We start from the raw sequence: 20588 nt of genomic DNA on the forward strand, positions 1-20588 counted from the left end.
ATTTATATATCGTATTTACATTATTTCAAAGTTGGAAAAGCAGCAATGCGCAAACGTGCTGCCCCCATGGGGATCAGTTCAACTTCCTGCACCTCACCCTTTGTTTCCACAGGACTCAGGGGCAATACGCCCGTTAGTCCATTTTCATCAATTTTCCATCCATCAATACGTTTCGCTTTCACAAGAATCGAAATAGGTACTGCTTCTGCGTCGAAAGGAAATGCATCTTTAGGCCATGGCCTCTTGACTACTTTTAGTTGGTTAACAGCTTGCAATTGATTTTGTACAAGTCCGTAATTCCAATCACTTGCAGGAAGGATTTCATAGGATGGCCACTTGGATGGATCTGCAGTCTCCTGCCATTTGGAATCTCCTATTGCCGAAGCCTTACTATCTTTTTTCACATAATTCTCTTTGATTTTAAGGGCATAGGTCAATGGTCCACGCTGGATACTCACTGAATTTTTATTGGCTGTCCATGTTTTCAGATCTATGGTCATTGGTAAGGAAAGTTCGACCTTGTCGCCGTCTTTCCACTGCCGTTGAATCCGAATATATTTTGCACCAGCTTCCACAGCTTGGCTTTTACCATTAACCGTTACTTTCGCTTGTTTCGCCCAGGCTGGAATACGGAGATAGAAGGGAAAATCAACCGTTTTACCCTGTGTTCCTATTTCAAATCGTAGCGATTCTTCAAAAGGATAATTGGACTCTTGCCGGATCTGAATAGCCTGCTTGTTTCCGACGTTGATTTCAGCCTTTGATGCGGCATATAGTACTGCCGCAACACCATTATCATTCGTTGCCATATACAAATGCTCAGCATAATATGGCCAGCCCTGACTGTGATTATGCTGACAACAGCGTGAACTGAAGGGATTCATCATTAAAAATGGCCCGTTATTATCAATTCCAGGAGCATGATTATGGCTGTCGCTGATGGTCATATTTGGACTTGTAATATACCTTAAGGCCTTGAAATCTGCTGTTACGGCTGCTGGATAGGTATTGAAAGCGACTTCCTCCGCATGATCTGCCCAAAATGGGTCGCCTGTTATCCCAAGAAGGATTTCATTGGACGCCATCTGTTCGACCATACCACAGGTTTCCACCCCTTGACGGGGATCGGTATATCCTGGACGTGCATTTTCATCGGCACCGAACATACCGCCTGGAACCTGACCAAATACCTGCCTGACAAAATGAAAATTAGCGTAGGTCGCATTCAGGTCTTCACTCGATTGGCTTTTCAGATAATAGGTTGCCGGCTCTCTGAAACACTGCGCTACATTAACATTATGCCAATTCGGCAAATCATCTTTCTGGCGCCAATTGGCGGTATTCCGATGGATTTTATCCGCTAAATCCATCAGCCATTCATTCCCCTGTGTTCTATTATAGAGCCAATAAACCGAGAGCAGATTGTCACCACCCCGACTATTTTCCCAATAGTCTTTAAGAAAAAAACTATCCGGCAAATTGGCCTGCCATTTAAAATAATTGGTCATCAAGGTTAAGACACGTTGGTCACCGCTATATTCATAATAAGATTGCAGGCACCACAACATCAACATATTCCCCCAAAGATCTGGTTTGTTGTTACGCAGCATCAATGGCCCAAAGTATCCATCAGGACGCTGGCTTTTTAGTGCGGCTTCCAACCATATCTTTGACTCCGCTAGGATTGTAGGATCTTTTAAGATGTAGCCCAGATTAGCATAACCTTTTAGCCAATAAGGAACTTCTTCCCAGCCATAATCTCCTTTCCCATCCGTACTTAACCAAGCATTATTTTTTTTGGATAGCCAAGCGCTAATTTCGCCCAAATGACCTGTGAGACCATCTTTTTGCAACGCTAGGTACTTCCCTAACCAGCCTTCAGGCACTATACTGCCTACCGGCAATTTCAGCAAGGCATTTTGTCTCAGTGGAGCCCTATTGTTCACGTATTGTGTATTCTTACCTGTCAACGGCAATTGGTTTACGGAAGTTGCTATTCTTGATTGAGCCGACGTAGCTAAGCCAAACCCCAACAATAAGCTTAAAAAGCCAATTCTTTTAATCATTTTTATTTTAGTTTCTTTGGTTCACTATCGTACAGCGCCTCGGTAATCCCATTTACCCGTAACCCTACGCGCGCATACACCGCTGCACTCTTGGTCAAAATATCTTTGATATCCAGTTCCAATTCGACATGGCCGGCATTTAATCCAGTTTTTTCCATCTTATATGTATATTGGCCCAAATCCACAAATTTTGTATCATTGACCAATAAGGTGACTAAATCAATCGTTCTTGAAGCATCTATCGTTTCGATATCAAAAGATGCTTTAAGGATATTTCCTTGTGTGTTATAGGTTATATTACTCATCATGTAGTAGGGTTTCACCTGATAATCCACTGTGGTATTGCTCTTCACATCAACCAGCAACGTATCGGCGCTGCTCACCCATGGTCCATTTCCACTGGTTGTCACCAATTTGTACTTTCCATCGAAAAGTTTCGTAGAAAACGAACCATCTTGAGTTAAATAAACATTAATAGGAGACCGAAATTGATAACCATCCTGCCAGAGTTGAAGATAGACCGATTGATTGGATCCTCTCAGCCCCAAAGGTTTGGAATTATAGGTTACATGTCCGCTTAATGTGCTTTGTGGTGCATCATAATTATCTTTGCCACAAGCAAAAACACCCAAGAGTAAACACAAACCGACTATTAATTTACAAAAAAAAGTTTTCATAAGAATAATGCTATTGATAAGGATTTCGGACTAGCTTCGGATTGTTGTTAATCCAATTTTGGTCAATGAAATTATAATAGTTCTGATATTTAAAATTTCGCGGATAGAGCGTATGGCTAGATTTCTGTTTCTCGAAAACCCACTTGCCATTGTTAGGATCCCCAGGAGCATATATTTTATACGGAAATAGGGCATAGTGCACCGCATTGTAATTATCAGCACTTCCGTTCCAGATTTCATGGGCGATGCGCAAACGTTTCAAATCCCAATAACGATGATCTTCGAAAGCAAATTCAACGCGACGTTCCTGAATGATATCATTTAAAGAAATAGTCGTCAATGCTTGTATTCCCGCGCGCTCCCTGATCTTATTGATATATCCAGTCAACTCAGCTTGCGGTTTACCAAGTTCAAGCCCCGACTCTGCAGCGATCAACAGAAATTCAGCATAACGAAAACGGACAAACCAAATATCCGAACCGCGCCCGCGTGTAGAGGCATCTTTATTTTCGTCAATAAACTTCCGGATATTAAATCCAGTTTTATTGACATACATATCGTTGGAAGTCGTAGGGCCATCTTTGCTGGTAATAATTCCTCCAAATTTGGAATCAGAAGCACCGGGTATTGCGGTCATCGTCTTCCATACTCCGCCCTCTTTGTATCTAACACCCGCTTGGTAAGTGATTTTGGTACCAGCAAAATCAGCACCAGAATAAATTACAGTACCATATAGGCGTGCGTCTTTATTGGCGAATAACTCTTCTGGGTTATTGTAATAAATGTAATCTCCCGTAGCAGTCTTCGTTTTCAACGTACCATTCCGATCATTTGTATATTCAAATGCTTCCACCAAATTTAAAACAGGCGTAACAAAATTGGCATCAATATCTCCACGGACGGACGAGGCAATGTTATTGTTTGTGAAAAAATGTGTTTCACCCGGATACGCATAATCCTTCGCCCAAATAACTTCATTACTACTTGATTTTGAACTTACGGCAAGATAGAAGTTCTTTCCTTTGTCGGCATTTCCATTATAGAGCGCATAAGGGCTATTGCTGATAATATCCAATGCGGATTCATAAGCTATCTGGTAATATTTATTGGCTTCGGCTGCCGGAATCCCCACCTCATTCCCTGCTGTTTTGACATCCGGTGTTTTATAGTTATACTTCGCTATAGAAGCAGCGTACAGACTTGCTCGCGCCTTGAGTGCCAAAGCTGTCCATTTATTCGCTCTAGCTGAATTTATGGTTTTCTCTATACCGAGCATTTTAGCCGCCTCGGTACATTCGCTAATCACATAATTATAACTCTCAGCTTCTGTTGATCGAGGTGTCTGCAACTCTGCCGGATCCATACCACCCGTATAGTCATAGATCTTATCCCCCACCAAAGGCACACCTCCCAAACGCTTAATCATATTGAAGTAGGTCCAAGCACGAATAAATCTCGCCTCGCCTTCGATACTCTTTTTATTATTTTCGTCCAATGATGATTGACGAACACCTACGATAAATTGATTCAGATTGCGAATCAGTTCATAGTCATACATACGCCAAAAGTCATTCGGAAATTCCTGCATTGTATTGGGGCCACCACTTGAAAATCCGGCCTCGTCTAACATCGCAAAAGATCCATTGTCGCCAAATTGCTGTCCCCAGCTAATCCGTCCATAATAATTCGCTAGCACAGATTTTATCATATTCTGATCGGAAAAGATCTGATCGTCCGTAAAAATAGCCTGTGATTCCCGTTCCAAAAATTTATTGCAGCTTGAAAATGTACATACCAAACATACACCCAATAAAACAACTTTCTTATTTATCATCTTCATTAAAAAGTTAAGGTAACACCAACATTTATAACCCGGTTTGTTGGGTACTGAACGCCCGAATCACTTGTGATTTCCGGATCGATCTTCATATCACCCAAATTATCTATGCTAAACAGATTCTGCATCATGGTATATATCCTCAATTTCTGAATTCCTCGAGATTTCATCCATTTATCCGGCAAAGTATATCCGATCTGCAGATTTCTTAATTTCAGATAGTTGACATTAGTAAGCCAAAAGTCACTATGCCAATAATTGCTATGATCCCTATTTCCTTTAATTAACGTAGGATATTTTCCAGGGATCAAGGCACTATTTGGATCCGTAATATCACTCAACATCCACTGGTTTTCCATATAGTACTGCGGATTGTTGCCACCATCATGAAAAGGGAATACGGCCTCATAACTCGGATTAAAGGAAGCAAAAGCTGCTCCGGTGAAATCCATTGCCAAATCAAATCCCTTAAATTGGCCACCAAGATTAATTCCGTAATTGAAATAAGGAAGGCCGCCTTGTCGATATCCGATTGGCCGCTCATCCAGCTCATTGATCACTTTATCGCCATTAATATCTTCGTACTTGATATCACCCGGCCGTAATGATGAGTTACCTTTACGGTCATTGTCTACATCATAATTTGCAATTTCTTCCCAGGACTGGAATTGTCCAATGGAATGTAATCCCCAATTGAGAAAGGCATAACGGTCATAGATCGATTTCCGATATTGATCCAAAGAATTTCCAAAACGTGGTTTATATTGCTCGCCGTCAGTTTGCCGTGCAAAAGTGAAATTACCGCCTACGAAATAGTTAAATCCATTGACGCTACTCCGCCACATTAATGATCCATCTATACCTTGGTGAATATCTGAATTCAGATTTTCATAAGGTAAACTAAAGCCTACTTCATTCGGTATCAATACATCTTCTCGCTTCGCGGGCAGTCCTGTTCTTTTTCGACGGAAGAAATCTACCGAACCTGTTAATTTACCTTTTAGCGTACTAAAGTCCAAACCAACATTTAGCATATGGGCCTGAATCCAAGAAAGTGTTTTAACAGGAAGACCTCTCGCCTGAGAACCAATCACGTAATTCCCATCAATTGTTGAACCGACTATATTCTGATAGCCGTCACGGACAGGTTTCCGGAAATAATTATATCCACTTAAGTAACCAAAAGCAAAATATTCCCAGGCATCCAAATTATCATCGCCCAATACACCGTAAGATCCTCTTAATTTCACATCGTCCAATACCTTTTTCATACCTTCAGACCAAAATTTTTCGGAAGAAACACGCCAGCCTGCAGATACCGAAGGAAAAAATCCCCATCGGCTTCCCGGAGCGAATTTCCAAGAACCGTCATAGCGCGAAGAAAGCTCCAAGAGATATTTCTGATCATAATCATAATTGACCCGACCTGCAAAACCTGCTCTCGCCTGGGTATTCACGCCCGTATCATTGTAGGTGTCCATTGTCTGAAAATAGATCAAACTCAAGGCATTGGATGCTGGGCGATCGTGCACGTAAACGTCTGGATTATCCCTTTTTATGGACTCAGCAGCAAGCACAGCATTGATTCCATGTTTACCGAATCGCTTATTATAATTTAAGGTAAATTGGGTGGAGATTTCTTCCACCTGCGAAATAGATCTTTCCCGCCAAGGGTTGTCCATGCTAAAAGTGACCGGATACGTATCTGTCTTCTCATCGTAGCCATATAGTTTATAGGTAAACTCTTGATTATCCATCCATTTATTGGCCAGATAATAGCCTATTGTCCCCTTAGCAATCAAATCATTTGTGATCTTATATTCCGCATTAAAATTTAACTGCATCACCCGCCATTTTTCCTGATATGTACCCGATAGATCATAATTCAACATCGCAAAGTTGGTTTCGGCATTAGGCGATGTTTGCGTTGGATACAAAGGATTATCGTTGGCAAAAGGCCGTGCAGTAGGCAGATTGCGATATATCGCAAATAAAGCCTGCCAAGTATCGTCAGCACCGGGTACGCCCGGCTGTTTGCGTTGTTCGATCCGCCCATTCAAATTGGCCCCAATCTTTAATCGTTTTGATACATTCGCGTCAATATTCATCTGCACATTGGTACGATTAAAACCGCCGTAATTACGGATGATAGATTGCTGGTCCAGATGCCCCACACTCAGGTAATAATTAATTTTCTCCGATCCACCACTGACATTACCTGAAACATAGGTCTGTGGGCTGGTTTTGAGAATATAATCATACCAATCAAAAGGACGATATCCTTTCTCGGTACCTTGCTGCCATTTTTCAAGATCCGCCAACGTATATTGTGGATGTTCGGTTCCGAGAATAGCATCAGACTGAATATAGCTTTTGATATAAGTACTCGCATCTGCTGGCTTGGGAAAGCGGAACATGCTCTGCCAGCCATAATATGAATTGATATTAAAAGTATTATTATCGCCCCGCTTTCCCTTCTTTGTCGTTACAACAACAACACCATTGGCCGCACGTACACCATAAATAGCGGCCGATGCATCCTTCAATACCGAAACCGATTCAATATCATTGAAGTCCAAATTGTTGAATTGGCCTTCATCTTTTTGAACACCGTCGATTACATATAAAGGTGTTCCCATATTCCGAATACTGATCCCGGTGGCTGCTCCTGGCCGTCCATCTGACATACGGCTATTGACCCCTGCAATCTTACCTACCAAAGCTCCAGAAGTTGTTGTAGCAACAGATCTGGAGATATCCTGGGAAGAAATTGCGGTGATTGCACCGGTAACGGATTCTTTCTTCTGCGTACCGTAACCTACAACGACCACTTCATCAATGCGCGAATTTTCATCTTCCAAAGTGATTGCCAAGTCAGCGATTGCCATCACTTCTTTGGAAAGGTAGCCTACAGATCTTACGGTCAAAAGTTCACCGGCATTGACACCTGTCAGGTTAAAATTACCTTTGGCATCTGTTGAGACTGCAATATTGGGTTTGGATTTTAAAGCGACCGTCGCTCCCACGATCGGATTGCCCTCTTTATCCTTAACAACCCCTTTTATTGCTTTTTGCAACTCGATCCCATCAGAAGAAACTGGCATTAAATTAGCTCCCTTAGCTAAGGGGATAAAACTGCTCGCACAGCAGAGCAATGTAGCAGATATTGGCAGACATTTAAGACCCTTAAACATACCTAGATTGATTAGTTTGTATAATTGATTTGTCCAAAATTAAGGTATAATCAATCTTGCAGACTTTCGTTTTTTCTCAAAAAACTGCCTATTTGTATCAAATAAATAAAATAGACCTAAAACGTTTTAAAGTCTATTAAAAAGAGAAAGTACACCTCTTTTCAGTGGTGTACTTTCAAACCAATCATTATTAAATATGTATTATTTTACCGAAAAACGATACAGGGATTTCGTTTGATAAACTTGCCCGGGGTTTAGGACAGTTGTTGGAAAATTAGGCTGATTTGGTGCATCCGGAAAATGCTGCGGTTCAAGACAAAAAGCTGTGCGAAAGGAATCTTTTTTCCCGTTCTTCAACTGCACTTGTTCATTCATAAAATTACCGCTATAAAATTGTATTCCAGGTTCTGCAGTCAGAATATCCATAACAATACCCGATTTATCTCCAATCACATGGGCTGCTTTGTACCACTCGCCATCTTTCTCCTTGCTTAAGACAAAGTTATGATCATACCCCTTTCCAAAGCTCAGTTGCTGATCATTGGCATTAATATCTTTTCCTATTGGTTTCAAGGTTGTAAAATCAAAAGCTGTTCCCTTTACTGGTGCCAATTGCCCTGTTGGTATTAGTGTACTATCCACTGGTGTGTATTCATTAGCAAACAATTGAAGCTGATGATCCAGAATTGTACCGCTTCCCTCACCATTTAAATTAAAGTAACCATGATTGGTCAAATTGATCACTGTCTTTTTATCGGAAGTAGCACGATAGGCAATCATCAATTCATTATTATCGTTCAGCGTATAAGTCACTTCCATCTGGATATTTCCTGGAAAACCCTCGTGTCCGTCAGTTAAGGTGTAAGCAAAAGTAAGAGACGATTTATCTGATGATTTTAATGTCCAATTGGCAAAATGCACACCTTTAAAACCTCCATGCAGCGTATTAGGACCGTTATTTACCGCCAATGTATAGGTTTTATCATCCAATTTAAATTTCCCCTTGGCGATCCGATTACCAAAAGGCCCTACAATAGTACCAAAAAATGGTTCCTTGGGATTATTATAATCAGCCGCTTTAGAAAAACCCAAAACAACATCGCATAATTCACCCTTATTGTCAGGTACCCATAATCCCACTAAACGTGCACCAAAATTGGTAAAATAAGCTTGTACGCCATTTTTATTGCTCAGTTCATATAGATAAGCCTGTTTTTGATCAATAGTTCCGCTGAACTGTGCAGTATCCATGAAGGCCGATAAAGAATCTGCTTTTGAAGTTTTAGAACCCGTTGATTGCTGACAAGACACACAAAATGCCAACATTGCAGAAAGACCAAGCAAGGTCAATTTTCCTCTCATTCGTAATATTTTAAATGGTTTATAATCTTTGTTTAGATAGAACGTACGTCCTTTTCTAGATTTTTTATAATTTTAACGCTTACAATATATAAGCTAAAGTCTTAATTTTTTCAGAAATTTTAAGATTAAATTGTTTCATTTTAGCACTATTTTGTATCAATAACCAAATGATCATGATCAACCTGAAGCCTTTACGATTTCTATTTTTTTTGTTGCTCCCTTCGTTGCTACATGCGCAACCTTATTATTTCAATCATTATCAAATCAATGAAGGATTGTCAAATAATGCTGTCATTTGTAGTATGCAAGATAGTCAAGGCTTTCTTTGGTTCGGTACAAAAGATGGATTAAATCGCTTTGACGGTAACAATTTCAAACATTTTGATGCCACCCAATCTGGGAAAAACAGCTTGGGTGGTAATAATATCATCTCCTTGAAAGAGGACTTTCGAAAAAGAATTTGGATTGGAACAGATCAGGGAATCTATTGCTACGATCCCGTCGACGAGCAATTTAGATTACTGAGCAAACAATTTGAAAATGCGGACGTACCCGTCATTGTTACCGATCAACGCAAAAGGATCTGGTTTATATCCAATGGAATGCTCTATTGCCATGATTTGGTTAGTCACGCAATTCAACAATTTACAAAATCGGACCTCTATATTACGTCTATCAGCTGCACAAAAAATGGAACTGTATTTTTTGGAACTCCTGAAGGTAAGATCTTCCAGATAGGTTCTTCTGGAAAACCCGCACTCATGCTTGACTTTCAAGCAAAATATGGTCCTAAAGACTGGTTTAGTATTGAGAAAATAATGGAAAACCGCGATGGAGACTTATTGATTGGCACGTCGAAAACTGGGGTTTATAGCTACAATTTTAAAAACAAGTCCCTCAAGTCAATTCTTGGTCCGGACAAGCTGCATCAATTTCTCTATGTAAGAGATATTATACAGCCAAACGATCATGAATATTGGTTTGCAACGGAATCTGGTCTCTTCATTTACCAAATAGCGAGCGGAAATTACATCAACATTCAGAAAGAACAAGAAAACCCTTGGGGGATATCTGACAACGCCATTTATAATATCCTACAAGATAAGGATGAGGGTATTTGGCTGGGAACCTACTTTGGTGGGATTAACTATTATCACAAGAATAATAGTATAATCGAAAAATTCCTCCCACAAGATCGCCCCGGGAGCTTAAAAGGCTCTGTCGTTCGGATTATCAAAAAAGACATCAACCACGATATATGGATAGGCACCGAAAACGGAGGTCTATCTAAATTGGATCCTAAATCGGGTTATATCCAGAACTTCTCCGATAAACAGGGGAATCTGGCAAATAACAATATTCACGGTATTCTCCCTATTGGCGACAAACTATTGATTGGTACTTTCGTCAATGGTCTGGACATTTTTTCGCCAAAGCTTCAAAAAGTTATCTATCACATCGATCGTAACAGCAATGTATCAACATCCGATCTCCAAAGTAATTTTCTTTTTTATCTCTATAAAACTCGAAAAGGAGAAATCATGGCTGCATCCACACGCGGCCTATACCGCTTTGATCTAGAAAAAAAATCTTTCCACCTTATTGATAATGTCCCAGAATACATGTTTTATACAAGCATTTTGGAAGATAAAAAGGGGAATATCTGGGTCGGAACGTGGCGTGATGGACTATTCTGTTATCATCCGACCACACGTTATTTCAAACATTATACGCATCATCAGAACGATCTCAATTCCTTGCCCAACAATAGGGTCAACAGTATATTTGAGGACTCAAAAAATCAAGTTTGGATAGCTACCGAAGGTGGGATGGCTAAAAAGAAATCAAATCAGGATGGCTTTGAAAACATTGGCCTGGAAGAAGGAATGCCCAGTAATGTGACACTCGCCTTTTTAGAAGATAAACAAAATAACCTTTGGGTGAGTACTTCCAAGGGCCTGGTACGCTACCATCTTCCCAGTGGAAAAAAACGCATCTTCAACTTGGAGTCTGGCCTACCGACGATTCAGTTCAATTACAATTCATCCTTTAATGATGACAATGGAAACTTTTATTTCGGCACCATCAATGGACTGATACGTTTCAATCCCGAAAGGCTCAACCAAATCAACTACAAGAATCAAATTCCGATTTACATCACTAATTTTTACATCAACAATAGGGCGATCAATCAGTACACCGATACAAATATTCTGTCCAAATCAATTCTGTTCACGGATAAAATCAAACTGAAACACGACGAGTCATCCTTCAGTCTTGATTTTGCGGCATTACACTACCAAGCCCCCCATTCCATTCACTATAGCTACAAAATGGATGGTCTCGACGACAATTGGATAGACATTACAAGCAATCAACGGGCTTACTTCACCAAGCTAGCGCCCGGAAACTATGTTTTTACTGTAAAAGCAGAAGATCCAAATGGCAATACAATTCCCACTTTTGCTAGTCTTAAAATCACTATTCTTCCTCCGATCTGGGCAAGTATACCGGCCTTTGTTTGCTATGCTCTAATCCTTGTGGGGCTGATTATATTTGTTATTCATCATTTCAATGAAAAGATCAAACAACGCAATCGACAACATCTTTTAACCGTACAAAATCTACGCGAGCAAGAACTCTATCGCTCAAAAATCAATTTTTACACCGATGTTGCGCACGAAATACGCACACCGTTGACATTGATCAAGGCCCCCTTAGAGAAGCTTATGGATAAAGTCGATCACAATCCTATAACCGACAAGCTACTATTGACCATGCAAAACAACACGGAGAAGTTGATTGCCCTTAGCAATCAGCTATTGGATTTTAGACAGGTCGAAACGGAAGGATTCAAATTACACTTTGAATCAGAAAACATAAGCCAAACGGTCCAGGAAATTATCAACAATTTTACAGTCACACTGCAGGCGCAGGACAAGCAGATGGTATCGCACATTATGCCAGATATCATAGGTCAAGTCGATATCGACGCATTCGACAAGATATGTTACAACCTCTTGAATAATGCCCTGAAATATTCTTCATCCTATATTGAAGTGAATTTGAATATGGATAAACAGAAAAATATCTTTATATTGACCGTGAAAAACGACGGAGCTTTAATTCCTTCAGAAGAAAGGGAAAGAATTTTTGAACCATTCAATCGCTTAAAACAAAATAAGAATGTTCCTGGAAGCGGCCTAGGCTTGGCATTGACAAGGTCCTTAACGTTAAAACACCAAGGTACCCTGTTATACAGTACAAACGACCTCCAATTGAACGTATTTAGTTTGACATTGCCTTTGAATCACAATACAAACCCATAATTATGAATGCCAAATCCAATTTATTATTAGTAGATGATCATACTGAACTACTTGAATTCATTGCGGATGATCTCAATGAGGATTATCAGATAACAACGAGTTCCAATGGTAGGGAAGCGCTGGATTTATTAGCCACTGAATATTTTGATCTGATCGTCAGCGATGTGATGATGCCAGAAATGGATGGTTTTGAACTCTGTCAAAAAATTAAAGAAGATATCGCATATGCACACATTCCAGTTATACTCTTAACGGCAAAAAATAGTATTGAATCAAAAATTCAGGGTTTGGAGTATGGTGCCGACGCTTATATTGAAAAACCTTTTTCACCTGCCTTTTTAAGAGCACAAATCGCGAGTTTATTAAAGAATAGAGTTAAAGTCAAGGAATTTTTTATTAAAAATCCGATGTCGCAGATACAGCAAATCGGTCAAAATCAAAGTGAACAAGAGTTTTTGCTGAAGATTGAAGAAATCATTATGCAACATCTCGATGATCCCCAGTTTAATGTCGATCGGATGGCCGATATTCTCTGCATGAGTAGACCTACCCTCTATCGCAAAATTAATGTGGTATCGAGCCTATCGCCCAATGAACTGATTAATTTAACGCGGCTCCGAAAAGCAGCAGAACTGCTCATCCAAAAGCAGCATAAAGTCTACGAAATTTCTAATTTACTAGGCTATAGCTCCGCGACTCATTTCTCTCGTAATTTTCAGAAGCAGTTTGGACAGAGCCCTACTGAATTTCAAGACGCCCAAACTGCTTTATCTAAATCATAACGATGCAAACAATTCTATCCCAACCAAAATAAGTGCCTCATTAGGGGATCATCTATTTTGGTTGTTCAACTTGCGCAAGTGTAGCATACTGTGCCGCAAAAGTGAACATAAACATTCCCTCCAGATCATTCTTGCTTTTATCATTTGACCAACCTCCGAGCAAATCATTTGGCAAGAATCCTTCACTCAAGAAGTGCGTATAACCATAATCCAAGTTTTCCTGAAAAGACTTCACATACATCCCAGCCTTACTATAATTCGGTAATATAGTGGTATAGCCTCTTAACAAAACACCGTTAAACCAGTTATTAAAACCGTCTGTTGCATAGGTATAGTGCTCTGGAATCTGCTGCCCTAACTTTCCAAAATAAGTAAAAGTCGCATCGGCCAGTTTCTTGCCATCTTCTAAATAGCTTTTAGCTTTCGTAACACGATATAAGTCTGCTGCTCCGGAAATCATCGTTCCACTATTATAGGAAAATGCAGTTCCGACGGCTTTTCTGAGTTCGGTATTTTTTCGGTATCGCACGCCGTTGACCGTTTCATAAGTTATCGAACAATCCGGAAAACAATCACCCATCATATCCGCATAGACACCTTTTTCATTAAGAAGATTTGCTTTTTGCCAGTCATAAATCCTTTTAGCAAAACGGAGATAAAAATCGGCCTTCCGCTCTTTTTTAGCAATACGGGTTAGTTTATCTTTCTGATCGATCGAATGTGCAATAATTTGGTCTCCTTTGTTTTTATAGATTTCATACAATGTAACAAGCGGACTAATGATCGGTGCATTACTACAGGCATGCTTCGTTACATATCCTGGTCCCCATGGAATTCCGCCATGCTCTTTCCCTTTCTCATCCAAAGTACAATCCCAACCATCAAGAACATAAGCCGTAAGGTACTCCGCTTCTTGCAAATAGCGATCTTGCCCGGTCAAATGATAAGCTTCCAATAATTCCCGTACCAACCACATCTGATCATCATAGACGTTCAATACGCCCGTTACATTTGCTTTTCCTTTTTCTCGAACGCGATCGACAGCATACACTGTCCATTCTTTATGCTGCGTAAACGACGTTAGCGTAAAGGTCCCTAAATAATAGGCTGCATTTGCATGAAGCTTAGCCAATAAATCTACATAGCGGGAATAATACATTTTATAAAGCTTGCCGTTATCTACCTTCTGTTGCTTTTTCAAGCCACTCAACACAGCGTTTACAGCTTCTATGGAAGCAGAATACATCCATACACTAGCTGTTTCTTCGGATCGAACCTTCGTAAATGGGTTATAAAAACGATGCATTTTGAAATCTTCACCGGAAAAATAGACGTCCATTGATCGATCAATCAATTGGATTGCCCGTAAAAGATTCTGCTGGCTTTTATTTTGATCATGTACTGATCTTGGGGTGTGCAATTCTTGCGCATAAGCCTGTTTTACGCAGAGGGGTGATACTGACAGCGAAATTAGAGAAAGTGCCCAAAAAGGCCGGATGGAAAAGAATTTGATCATGATACGGTTTTAAATTGATTAAGTAGTCTTTCATTCGCTTCGGTAGAGCGTGATAACTGTGTATGAAGATAAGCATTTTTTGGACAAAAAAAATCGCATTTTTTGAAATGCGATTAAACTATTTGCCCTTTTGCTTAGCTAACCAAGAACTTGCTTAGTCAACTAAGCTGCCACTGGTTGACGATGACGATTCACAAATTGCTTTTTCAACAGATACAATTTGTAGTGATCGTATAAACCGATGACTAAAAGAACAAAACAAACCACGTAAAATGTTTTATTTGATAGGTAAGTGAATGAAATACCGCTCACAAGTCCGCCAACGACATACGCGCTCACGATGCTCAATAGCAAATGGAATTTGTCGACCAATGCCTTATTGCTCCGGTTAGACTCCTTGGTGAACATCGAAATCAATATGGCCAAATCTGTCGTTAGCCCGGTCAAATGTGTTGTTTTCACAACAGAATTCGATATGCTCGCAGTCAAACCGTTTTGTAGCCCCATCGCAAAGAGCAATGCACCGACAAGTATCTCAGTTTCTTTCAAAGAATCCTCATAAAATACATCAAGATATATCCCAACAAATAATATACTCAATATTTCCAATACCAAGGGAATGGAATGTGTCAAATAGGAGCTAAAACGTCCTTTACCATGAATGATGATCAGATTAGAAAGCATACTCCCTACTAGAAAAAGTAAAATCCAAAAAAGCACCACAGCACCTTGGTACCAATTCCCTTTCGCTATCTCCTGTGCAAAAACAGCATAATAACCCGTTACATTCGAGGTAAACGAGAAAAAGACAATGACAGATGCGACATTGACCATTCCTGCAGAAAACGCGGTAATTCCCCCCAGCCTAATGTTATCTTGAATCGTCCTATGGTTACTATATTTTCTCAGCATACTTTTCCTTTCCTCCTTTTTTCAGCACGATACGTGCAATTCCTTTCGTCTGCATATCCAAATTAAGATGCAGCACCAACTGGTTTTTATTCAACTTTTGGATAACGAAACTCTCTATTAGCTCGTCATTCTTACGAAGCTCAAGAATATGGCCTCGTCCCTTCAAAAACCAATTGTATTGTTTGTCCTCATGATGGGCAATAAAATTTTTATCACCCATTTTTTCAAAATGCCATAATCCATCCTGCAGGGGTGGAAGGTGCGCGATTGCAGCATCTTTTATTCCTTCATGGATAACCGCCTGTTTTTTGAATGTTGGAGACTTCTCCACTTTCTCAAAGTACCAACCCTGCTCTTCCCACTCCCCTTCTAAAAGCCGCTCAGGGTTTTCATAAAACATAACCATTGAACTAGCCCCTAAAAGCAAAAAGGACAACAAGACAAAGTTGAATTGTGCCAATATTTTTCTCTTAATAATTAACATCCCATTTCTTGTTAAAAAATAAATCCGCCAAGACATTTCTGCCGGTTTTGTTTGTCCCGGGTTTTTCTACGATCGAGACATTCTTCTGCTTACTTTTACTCAAGTGAAGCAAAGCCCGTCCGACGTCAAAAAAATGCCTTGTTCTTTTTTCAAATTCATAATCTGTGGGAACCTTGACTTCATCAATCCGAGCTCCGCGCAAATAATGTTGTAAATAATTGAGATTGTCAGAGCCGATAATATCTGTATAGATATTTAGCTTACGATTTTCATAACGATGACAGATCATCTGGCAGGCTTTCAAAAAATCTTCTGATTGCAGCTTATTAAGCTGATCTTCCAGTGTAATCCCTAATAACTCACTAATCGAAGTACTGCTCTTATTGCCATAGACCAAAATAATGTCTAGCTCTTCAGCTGACGATTGTTCTATACTATGAATCACAAAAAAGAGCGAATCAATCGTAAAATCACTTGGAATCAATACACGCGTTGCCTTTGCCATATCCAATTATTTTTATACAAAATTAACAGATCATCATGGCAAACGAATGAATCTGAAATTAACTTTCTATTAGAATTTTAGGACTTGTATTAAAATGAGATTAAAAATAAAATGTAGATTAAAATGGGATTAAAATTTAGTTCCGGCCTTGTAGTATAACTCTGCCAGTGCCTTCCGATAGTCCGTAAAAAGCTTCTCTTGCTTGATACGCATTTCAATCAGCTTGTTTTCCCTGCTATTGACAACAAACAAGGTTGATTCACCCAGCTCAAACTTATTTAATTCACCCTTAAGGAGCAATTCCTGGTTACTTATATTGATCGATTGAAGTTCAATCTGTTTACTGTAAGCATTTAAATCATTGTACTTTTTAACGACGTCATTGTAAATATTTCTTTCAGTCGCTACCTGCTCAAATCGTAGTTGATCTTGCTTAATCCGTACCTCTTTGAGCTTCCCACGTTCGGCGCGAATAAAAAGTGGAAATGCAAATTCAAAACCTAGCTTATAGTTCTGCCAATTAAAATCATACTGCGGTGGTACAAAATCATTTAAACCGCGACGGCTAGAAATGAGCGTACCCGACACATTCAATTTAGGTTTAAGCATTTCTTTTCGATAACGTTCTTCAAATAGCAGTTGCTGATTTTTACTAGCCAACTTGATCATTTCGGGATGAGCAATTTTTGCCGAATCCAGTAGTGCCTCGATCACACGATTATCCGGCAAAATAACTTGGTCTTCGAGCTTATGTGGTATGGCGTGATCGGGAAGTTCAACCGGAAATTGTTGATCATTCCACAAATGATTGGACAATACAATTTTCGCATTTTTAAGTTCTACTTCATACTTTGAAAGTTCTATCCGTCGTTCTTTTACGACGACCGAAGCTTCGATAGAATCGATTGCAGGTTTGTCCCCCAGCATAGTCTGCTCACTGATTGCGCTAAACCGCTGATCCGCTAATTTAACGCCCTCTAATAAAAGTTGGTATTGCTGGTAAGCAAAATACCAGTTCCAATAATCTGAAAGTGCCTGAAACCAAATGGCATTAATTTGCTTGATCTTTTCGCCTTCCAGATAGCTGATCATCGCCTTTGCCTGCTGTAACGTATTCCTTCGGCTATCGACGATTAAACCTTGCCCCAAAGGAATACTTAAACCGATTGCAGAGAGCCCCGCATTATTCGTTCGGAATTGTGGGTTTGTATATTCACCTACATTTCGATCATAAGCTATTTTCAGATCAGCTCCTGCTAACCAAAGTGGGATTTTCAACTCGCTATTCCACTCATTGTAATAATCCGTATGACCGAAATGCTTATTTTTAAAGCTCGAATTTAGTGTTGGATCAAACTTCCCTAACGCTTGTGTTACTTGGGCTTTTGCAGTTTCACTCAGTAGATTTACTTGTTTAACAATGGGATGATTGGCCATTAAAAGCTCTTCCATGTCATCAACTGTAAAAGTCTTCGGTGCTCCATATTCCTTTTCCTGAGCCAAAAGATGGGAATAGAAAAAAAAGCAGAACACGATAAAAATAAAATTCAATTTATTCATATAACAATTACTTTTTTTCACTTTCTTTTGGTTCTCGTTCCAAACTCGGGGGAAAACCATTCAACTGTCGCCATATCTCATACCACAAAGGAACTTTGTTTAAAATAACCCTTCCATAAGCACCTGAACCTTGGTTTAACTGGATTGGCCAAGGCTCGTCACCCTCAGGAACCGGATCGGTCGCCCGTATCAAAATCCTAAATCGACCATTCGTACTGCTCACTTTATCGATGACTGAAACTTTTCCGGCAAAGGTACCCACCGCGACAGAAGGCCATCCGGAAAATTGGATTGATGGCCAGCCATCAAATTGCAGCCTTACATCACTCTCCGGCTCAATCAATGGTACATCCATCGCGTTTACATAAAGCTCTACGGCCAGCAGTGGTTTTTTAGGTTGCAATGTCGCAACGGACTCCCCTTCCTTCATATTTTCACCGATTCCAGCTTTAAAGGTTTTTACAATAAAACCATCTTGTGGAGCCCTCACGACATATAATCCTCGTCGGACATCGATATTGGAGATCTCATTTCTCAGTTTAGCGATATCGCCCTGTACTGAGGCCTTGGAAGAAAAAGCGGAACTTAAATCAGACTGCGCTTTCGCTAATGACTCATTATACTTTGCACGGATGTTGTTTAATTCGATGCTCGCATTTGTTAGTGATTGTCTTGAATTTGATAATTTGTTATCTGCACTTACTACTTTAGCTCGATCATTTTGTAGATTTAAGCGTCTTGTTTCAATATCCGTTAACGAAAATAAGCCATCACGATACCCCTCTTCGTACCGTTTAAGCCGCTTTTCACTGGTCTCAAAAAAGCTCATGACAGCGACAAGTTCTGCACTATCTATTTTTACCACATTTTGTGCTTGAACCACCTTATTTTTAGCTGATGCAAGCTGAAAATCCAGCCCATTTTTCAATGCTTCAATCTGTGCTTGGGTAGCTTGCATCTTTTGATTAGCGGCATCTACTCCACTCCTTTTGGCATGCAATTGTTCTTCTAATCTTACAGGTAGCATGGGATCAAAATAGGATTGTGCAGTCTCCGAAAGGACCAAAATTGTGTCACCTTTCTTCACTTCCTGCCCTTCGATAACTGCCCAATACTCGATGCGGCCACCAATCTGATTTTGGATAGTCTGCGGTCTATCTTGTGGACGTAAAGCGGTAACCGTTCCTACTCCAAGAATTGTTTGCCGCCAGGGGAGAAAAAGTGCCAGTACAAAAACAATCCCAGATAACACAAGGATCCGCCCCAAAACTAAGGATCCCCGCTCTTTCAATAAGCTATCAACAGCATCATGAGAAAGATCTCTCCAAGAGAGCGTTGTTCGATTCGAATGATCCTTATTAATCAACATAAACCGCAGCGTCCTCCTCCAACGCAAGATCGGTTACAGCCGCCAGTTTGACAACTCCCGTAAGCATATCAAAAATCGTATTTAAGTTAGTCATCAGTTTTTCAATGGCATAACCAATTTGAACGATCACAACTTCAGCAGCTACAAATTGACCAAAAGTCATTTGCCGCTCGACAACAAAATAAGATCCAAGCAAGAGCATCGCTCCAAACAACAGGGTGCGAAGTAGGACAGAACCAATAAAAAAGCGCTTTAAAACCTTAAAATGATCGTTTCTCGCCCCTAAATACTTACTGACAATATAATCTGTTGTTTTTGTCACTTCGTTCATTTTCGTCTCATCAGCACGATAATGGTCAATTTGTCCGGCAACAGATTCCAAATAGGCTACCGTCTCATATTTGTATTCAGACTCTTCAATACTTGTTTTCAACCCTCTTTTATAGTATAAAACAAGTATCGTAATAACAGAAAAAATGACAATAAGGCCAAAGGCCAGAAATGCAGGATGATAAAATGATAACAAGACCACGCTAAAGAAAATTGTCACCACTGCAGCGATGATATCGATCAAAAGTTTGATAATTCCCTTTTGAATAATGATAACATCAAAAAATCGGTTGACCAACTCCACAAGATTTTTTCCAAGTAACTCTTTAGGTTTAATTCTCGGCAGGCGATAAGAAAATTCAACCGCCGATTTTAGAAAAATTTTCTGCTCTAAATACTCGACTAAGGTTAATTGTCCGATCAGTAACACTCCGCCCACAATCACGCCAAATAACACAAAAGCAATTAAGATATAGGTAGAGCTATACATCGCTCCATTGCTTAAAAAATTAAAGATTGCTGTTATCCCTATTGGAATAGTCAAACTAAAAATCCCGATGACAATTGCATAAATAAATATATAATTGATTGTTTTTCGTTCAGTATGCAATAGGTTTGCCAACCGTTGTAAAGGTGATGGTCCACCTGGTATATGCCCCATAAAA

General features: G+C 39.9%; 14 protein-coding genes. 2 read left to right on the forward strand and 12 right to left on the reverse strand.

Translation table 11 applies throughout. From position 1 onward, the window contains the following. Positions 1-20: 20 nt before the first annotated feature. From B3C94_RS19895 to B3C94_RS19915, 5 genes are all read right to left on the reverse strand, one after another. Positions 21-2066, reverse strand: coding sequence for a beta-L-arabinofuranosidase domain-containing protein (locus B3C94_RS19895; protein WP_293906953.1), 2046 nt, complete (start codon positions 2064-2066; stop codon positions 21-23). A 2-nt stretch (positions 2067-2068) separates the two neighbouring features. Further along, complete coding sequence (locus B3C94_RS19900; protein WP_293906955.1) at positions 2069-2743, reverse strand: DUF3823 domain-containing protein; 675 nt, start codon at positions 2741-2743, stop codon at positions 2069-2071. A gap of 10 nt (positions 2744-2753) precedes the next feature. Further along, positions 2754-4577 carry a RagB/SusD family nutrient uptake outer membrane protein gene (locus B3C94_RS19905; protein ID WP_293906957.1) on the reverse strand — a complete coding sequence of 608 codons (1824 nt, stop codon included), beginning with the start codon at positions 4575-4577 and terminating at the stop codon, positions 2754-2756. A gap of 5 nt (positions 4578-4582) precedes the next feature. After that, positions 4583-7774 carry a SusC/RagA family TonB-linked outer membrane protein gene (locus tag B3C94_RS19910; protein WP_293906959.1) on the reverse strand — a complete coding sequence of 1064 codons (3192 nt, stop codon included), beginning with the start codon at positions 7772-7774 and terminating at the stop codon, positions 4583-4585. A 201-nt stretch (positions 7775-7975) separates the two neighbouring features. Then, a complete protein-coding gene (locus B3C94_RS19915) occupies positions 7976-9136 on the reverse strand; it encodes an aldose epimerase family protein (protein WP_293906961.1) in 1161 nt (386 codons plus the stop codon). 173 nt (positions 9137-9309) lie between these two features. Here B3C94_RS19915 and B3C94_RS19920 point away from each other — a divergent pair, with 173 nt between their 5' ends. After that, a complete protein-coding gene (locus B3C94_RS19920) occupies positions 9310-12465 on the forward strand; it encodes a sensor histidine kinase (protein WP_293906963.1) in 3156 nt (1051 codons plus the stop codon). Between the two features lie 2 nt (positions 12466-12467). Continuing rightward, a complete protein-coding gene (locus B3C94_RS19925; protein ID WP_046675391.1) occupies positions 12468-13247 on the forward strand; it encodes a response regulator transcription factor in 780 nt (259 codons plus the stop codon). Between the two features lie 52 nt (positions 13248-13299). On the opposite strand, the gene B3C94_RS19930 is transcribed toward B3C94_RS19925, so the two are convergent. From B3C94_RS19930 to B3C94_RS19960, 7 genes are all read right to left on the reverse strand, one after another. Further along, entirely contained in the window at positions 13300-14763 is a 1464-nt protein-coding gene (locus B3C94_RS19930) for a glycoside hydrolase family 76 protein (RefSeq protein WP_293906966.1), read from the reverse strand. A 162-nt stretch (positions 14764-14925) separates the two neighbouring features. After that, a complete protein-coding gene (locus B3C94_RS19935) occupies positions 14926-15675 on the reverse strand; it encodes a YoaK family protein (protein WP_046675390.1) in 750 nt (249 codons plus the stop codon). Next, positions 15659-16159, reverse strand: a complete 501-nt coding sequence (locus B3C94_RS19940) for a hypothetical protein (RefSeq protein ID WP_046675389.1) — start codon at positions 16157-16159, stop codon at positions 15659-15661. The genes B3C94_RS19935 and B3C94_RS19940 overlap by 17 nt, the downstream gene beginning before the upstream one ends. Further along, positions 16146-16664, reverse strand: a complete 519-nt coding sequence (locus B3C94_RS19945) for a hypothetical protein (protein ID WP_112376064.1) — start codon at positions 16662-16664, stop codon at positions 16146-16148. Before B3C94_RS19945 ends, B3C94_RS19940 begins: the two co-directional genes overlap by 14 nt. Before the next feature lie 129 nt (positions 16665-16793). Beyond that, the gene (locus B3C94_RS19950; protein WP_293906973.1) at positions 16794-18224 is read right to left on the reverse strand and encodes a TolC family protein; all 1431 of its coding nucleotides are present in this window, start codon (positions 18222-18224) and stop codon (positions 16794-16796) included. A 7-nt stretch (positions 18225-18231) separates the two neighbouring features. Next, a complete protein-coding gene (locus B3C94_RS19955; RefSeq protein WP_293906975.1) occupies positions 18232-19593 on the reverse strand; it encodes an HlyD family secretion protein in 1362 nt (453 codons plus the stop codon). Next, on the reverse strand, positions 19583-20584 hold the full coding sequence (locus B3C94_RS19960) for an ABC transporter transmembrane domain-containing protein (RefSeq protein WP_293906977.1): 1002 nt from the start codon (positions 20582-20584) through the stop codon (positions 19583-19585). Before B3C94_RS19960 ends, B3C94_RS19955 begins: the two co-directional genes overlap by 11 nt. Positions 20585-20588: the final 4 nt, after the last annotated feature.

The organism is Sphingobacterium sp. UBA5670 (assembly GCF_002420705.1).
Taxonomy (GTDB): Bacteria; Bacteroidota; Bacteroidia; order Sphingobacteriales; family Sphingobacteriaceae; genus Sphingobacterium.

Bases quoted from the DNA above. Each gene is read 5' to 3' on its own strand.
- B3C94_RS19895 (WP_293906953.1), bottom strand. From the start codon at position 2,066: ATGATTAAAAGAATTGGCTTTTTAAGCTTATTGTTGGGGTTTGGCTTA.
- B3C94_RS19900 (WP_293906955.1), bottom strand. From the start codon at position 2,743: ATGAAAACTTTTTTTTGTAAATTAATAGTCGGTTTGTGTTTACTCTTG.
- B3C94_RS19905 (WP_293906957.1), bottom strand. From the start codon at position 4,577: ATGATAAATAAGAAAGTTGTTTTATTGGGTGTATGTTTGGTATGTACA.
- B3C94_RS19910 (WP_293906959.1), bottom strand. From the start codon at position 7,774: ATGTTTAAGGGTCTTAAATGTCTGCCAATATCTGCTACATTGCTCTGC.
- B3C94_RS19915 (WP_293906961.1), bottom strand. From the start codon at position 9,136: ATGAGAGGAAAATTGACCTTGCTTGGTCTTTCTGCAATGTTGGCATTT.
- B3C94_RS19920 (WP_293906963.1), top strand. From the start codon at position 9,310: ATGATCAACCTGAAGCCTTTACGATTTCTATTTTTTTTGTTGCTCCCT.
- B3C94_RS19925 (WP_046675391.1), top strand. From the start codon at position 12,468: ATGAATGCCAAATCCAATTTATTATTAGTAGATGATCATACTGAACTA.
- B3C94_RS19930 (WP_293906966.1), bottom strand. From the start codon at position 14,763: ATGATCAAATTCTTTTCCATCCGGCCTTTTTGGGCACTTTCTCTAATT.
- B3C94_RS19935 (WP_046675390.1), bottom strand. From the start codon at position 15,675: ATGCTGAGAAAATATAGTAACCATAGGACGATTCAAGATAACATTAGG.
- B3C94_RS19940 (WP_046675389.1), bottom strand. From the start codon at position 16,159: ATGTTAATTATTAAGAGAAAAATATTGGCACAATTCAACTTTGTCTTG.
- B3C94_RS19945 (WP_112376064.1), bottom strand. From the start codon at position 16,664: ATGGCAAAGGCAACGCGTGTATTGATTCCAAGTGATTTTACGATTGAT.
- B3C94_RS19950 (WP_293906973.1), bottom strand. From the start codon at position 18,224: ATGAATAAATTGAATTTTATTTTTATCGTGTTCTGCTTTTTTTTCTAT.
- B3C94_RS19955 (WP_293906975.1), bottom strand. From the start codon at position 19,593: ATGTTGATTAATAAGGATCATTCGAATCGAACAACGCTCTCTTGGAGA.
- B3C94_RS19960 (WP_293906977.1), bottom strand. From the start codon at position 20,584: ATGGGGCATATACCAGGTGGACCATCACCTTTACAACGGTTGGCAAAC.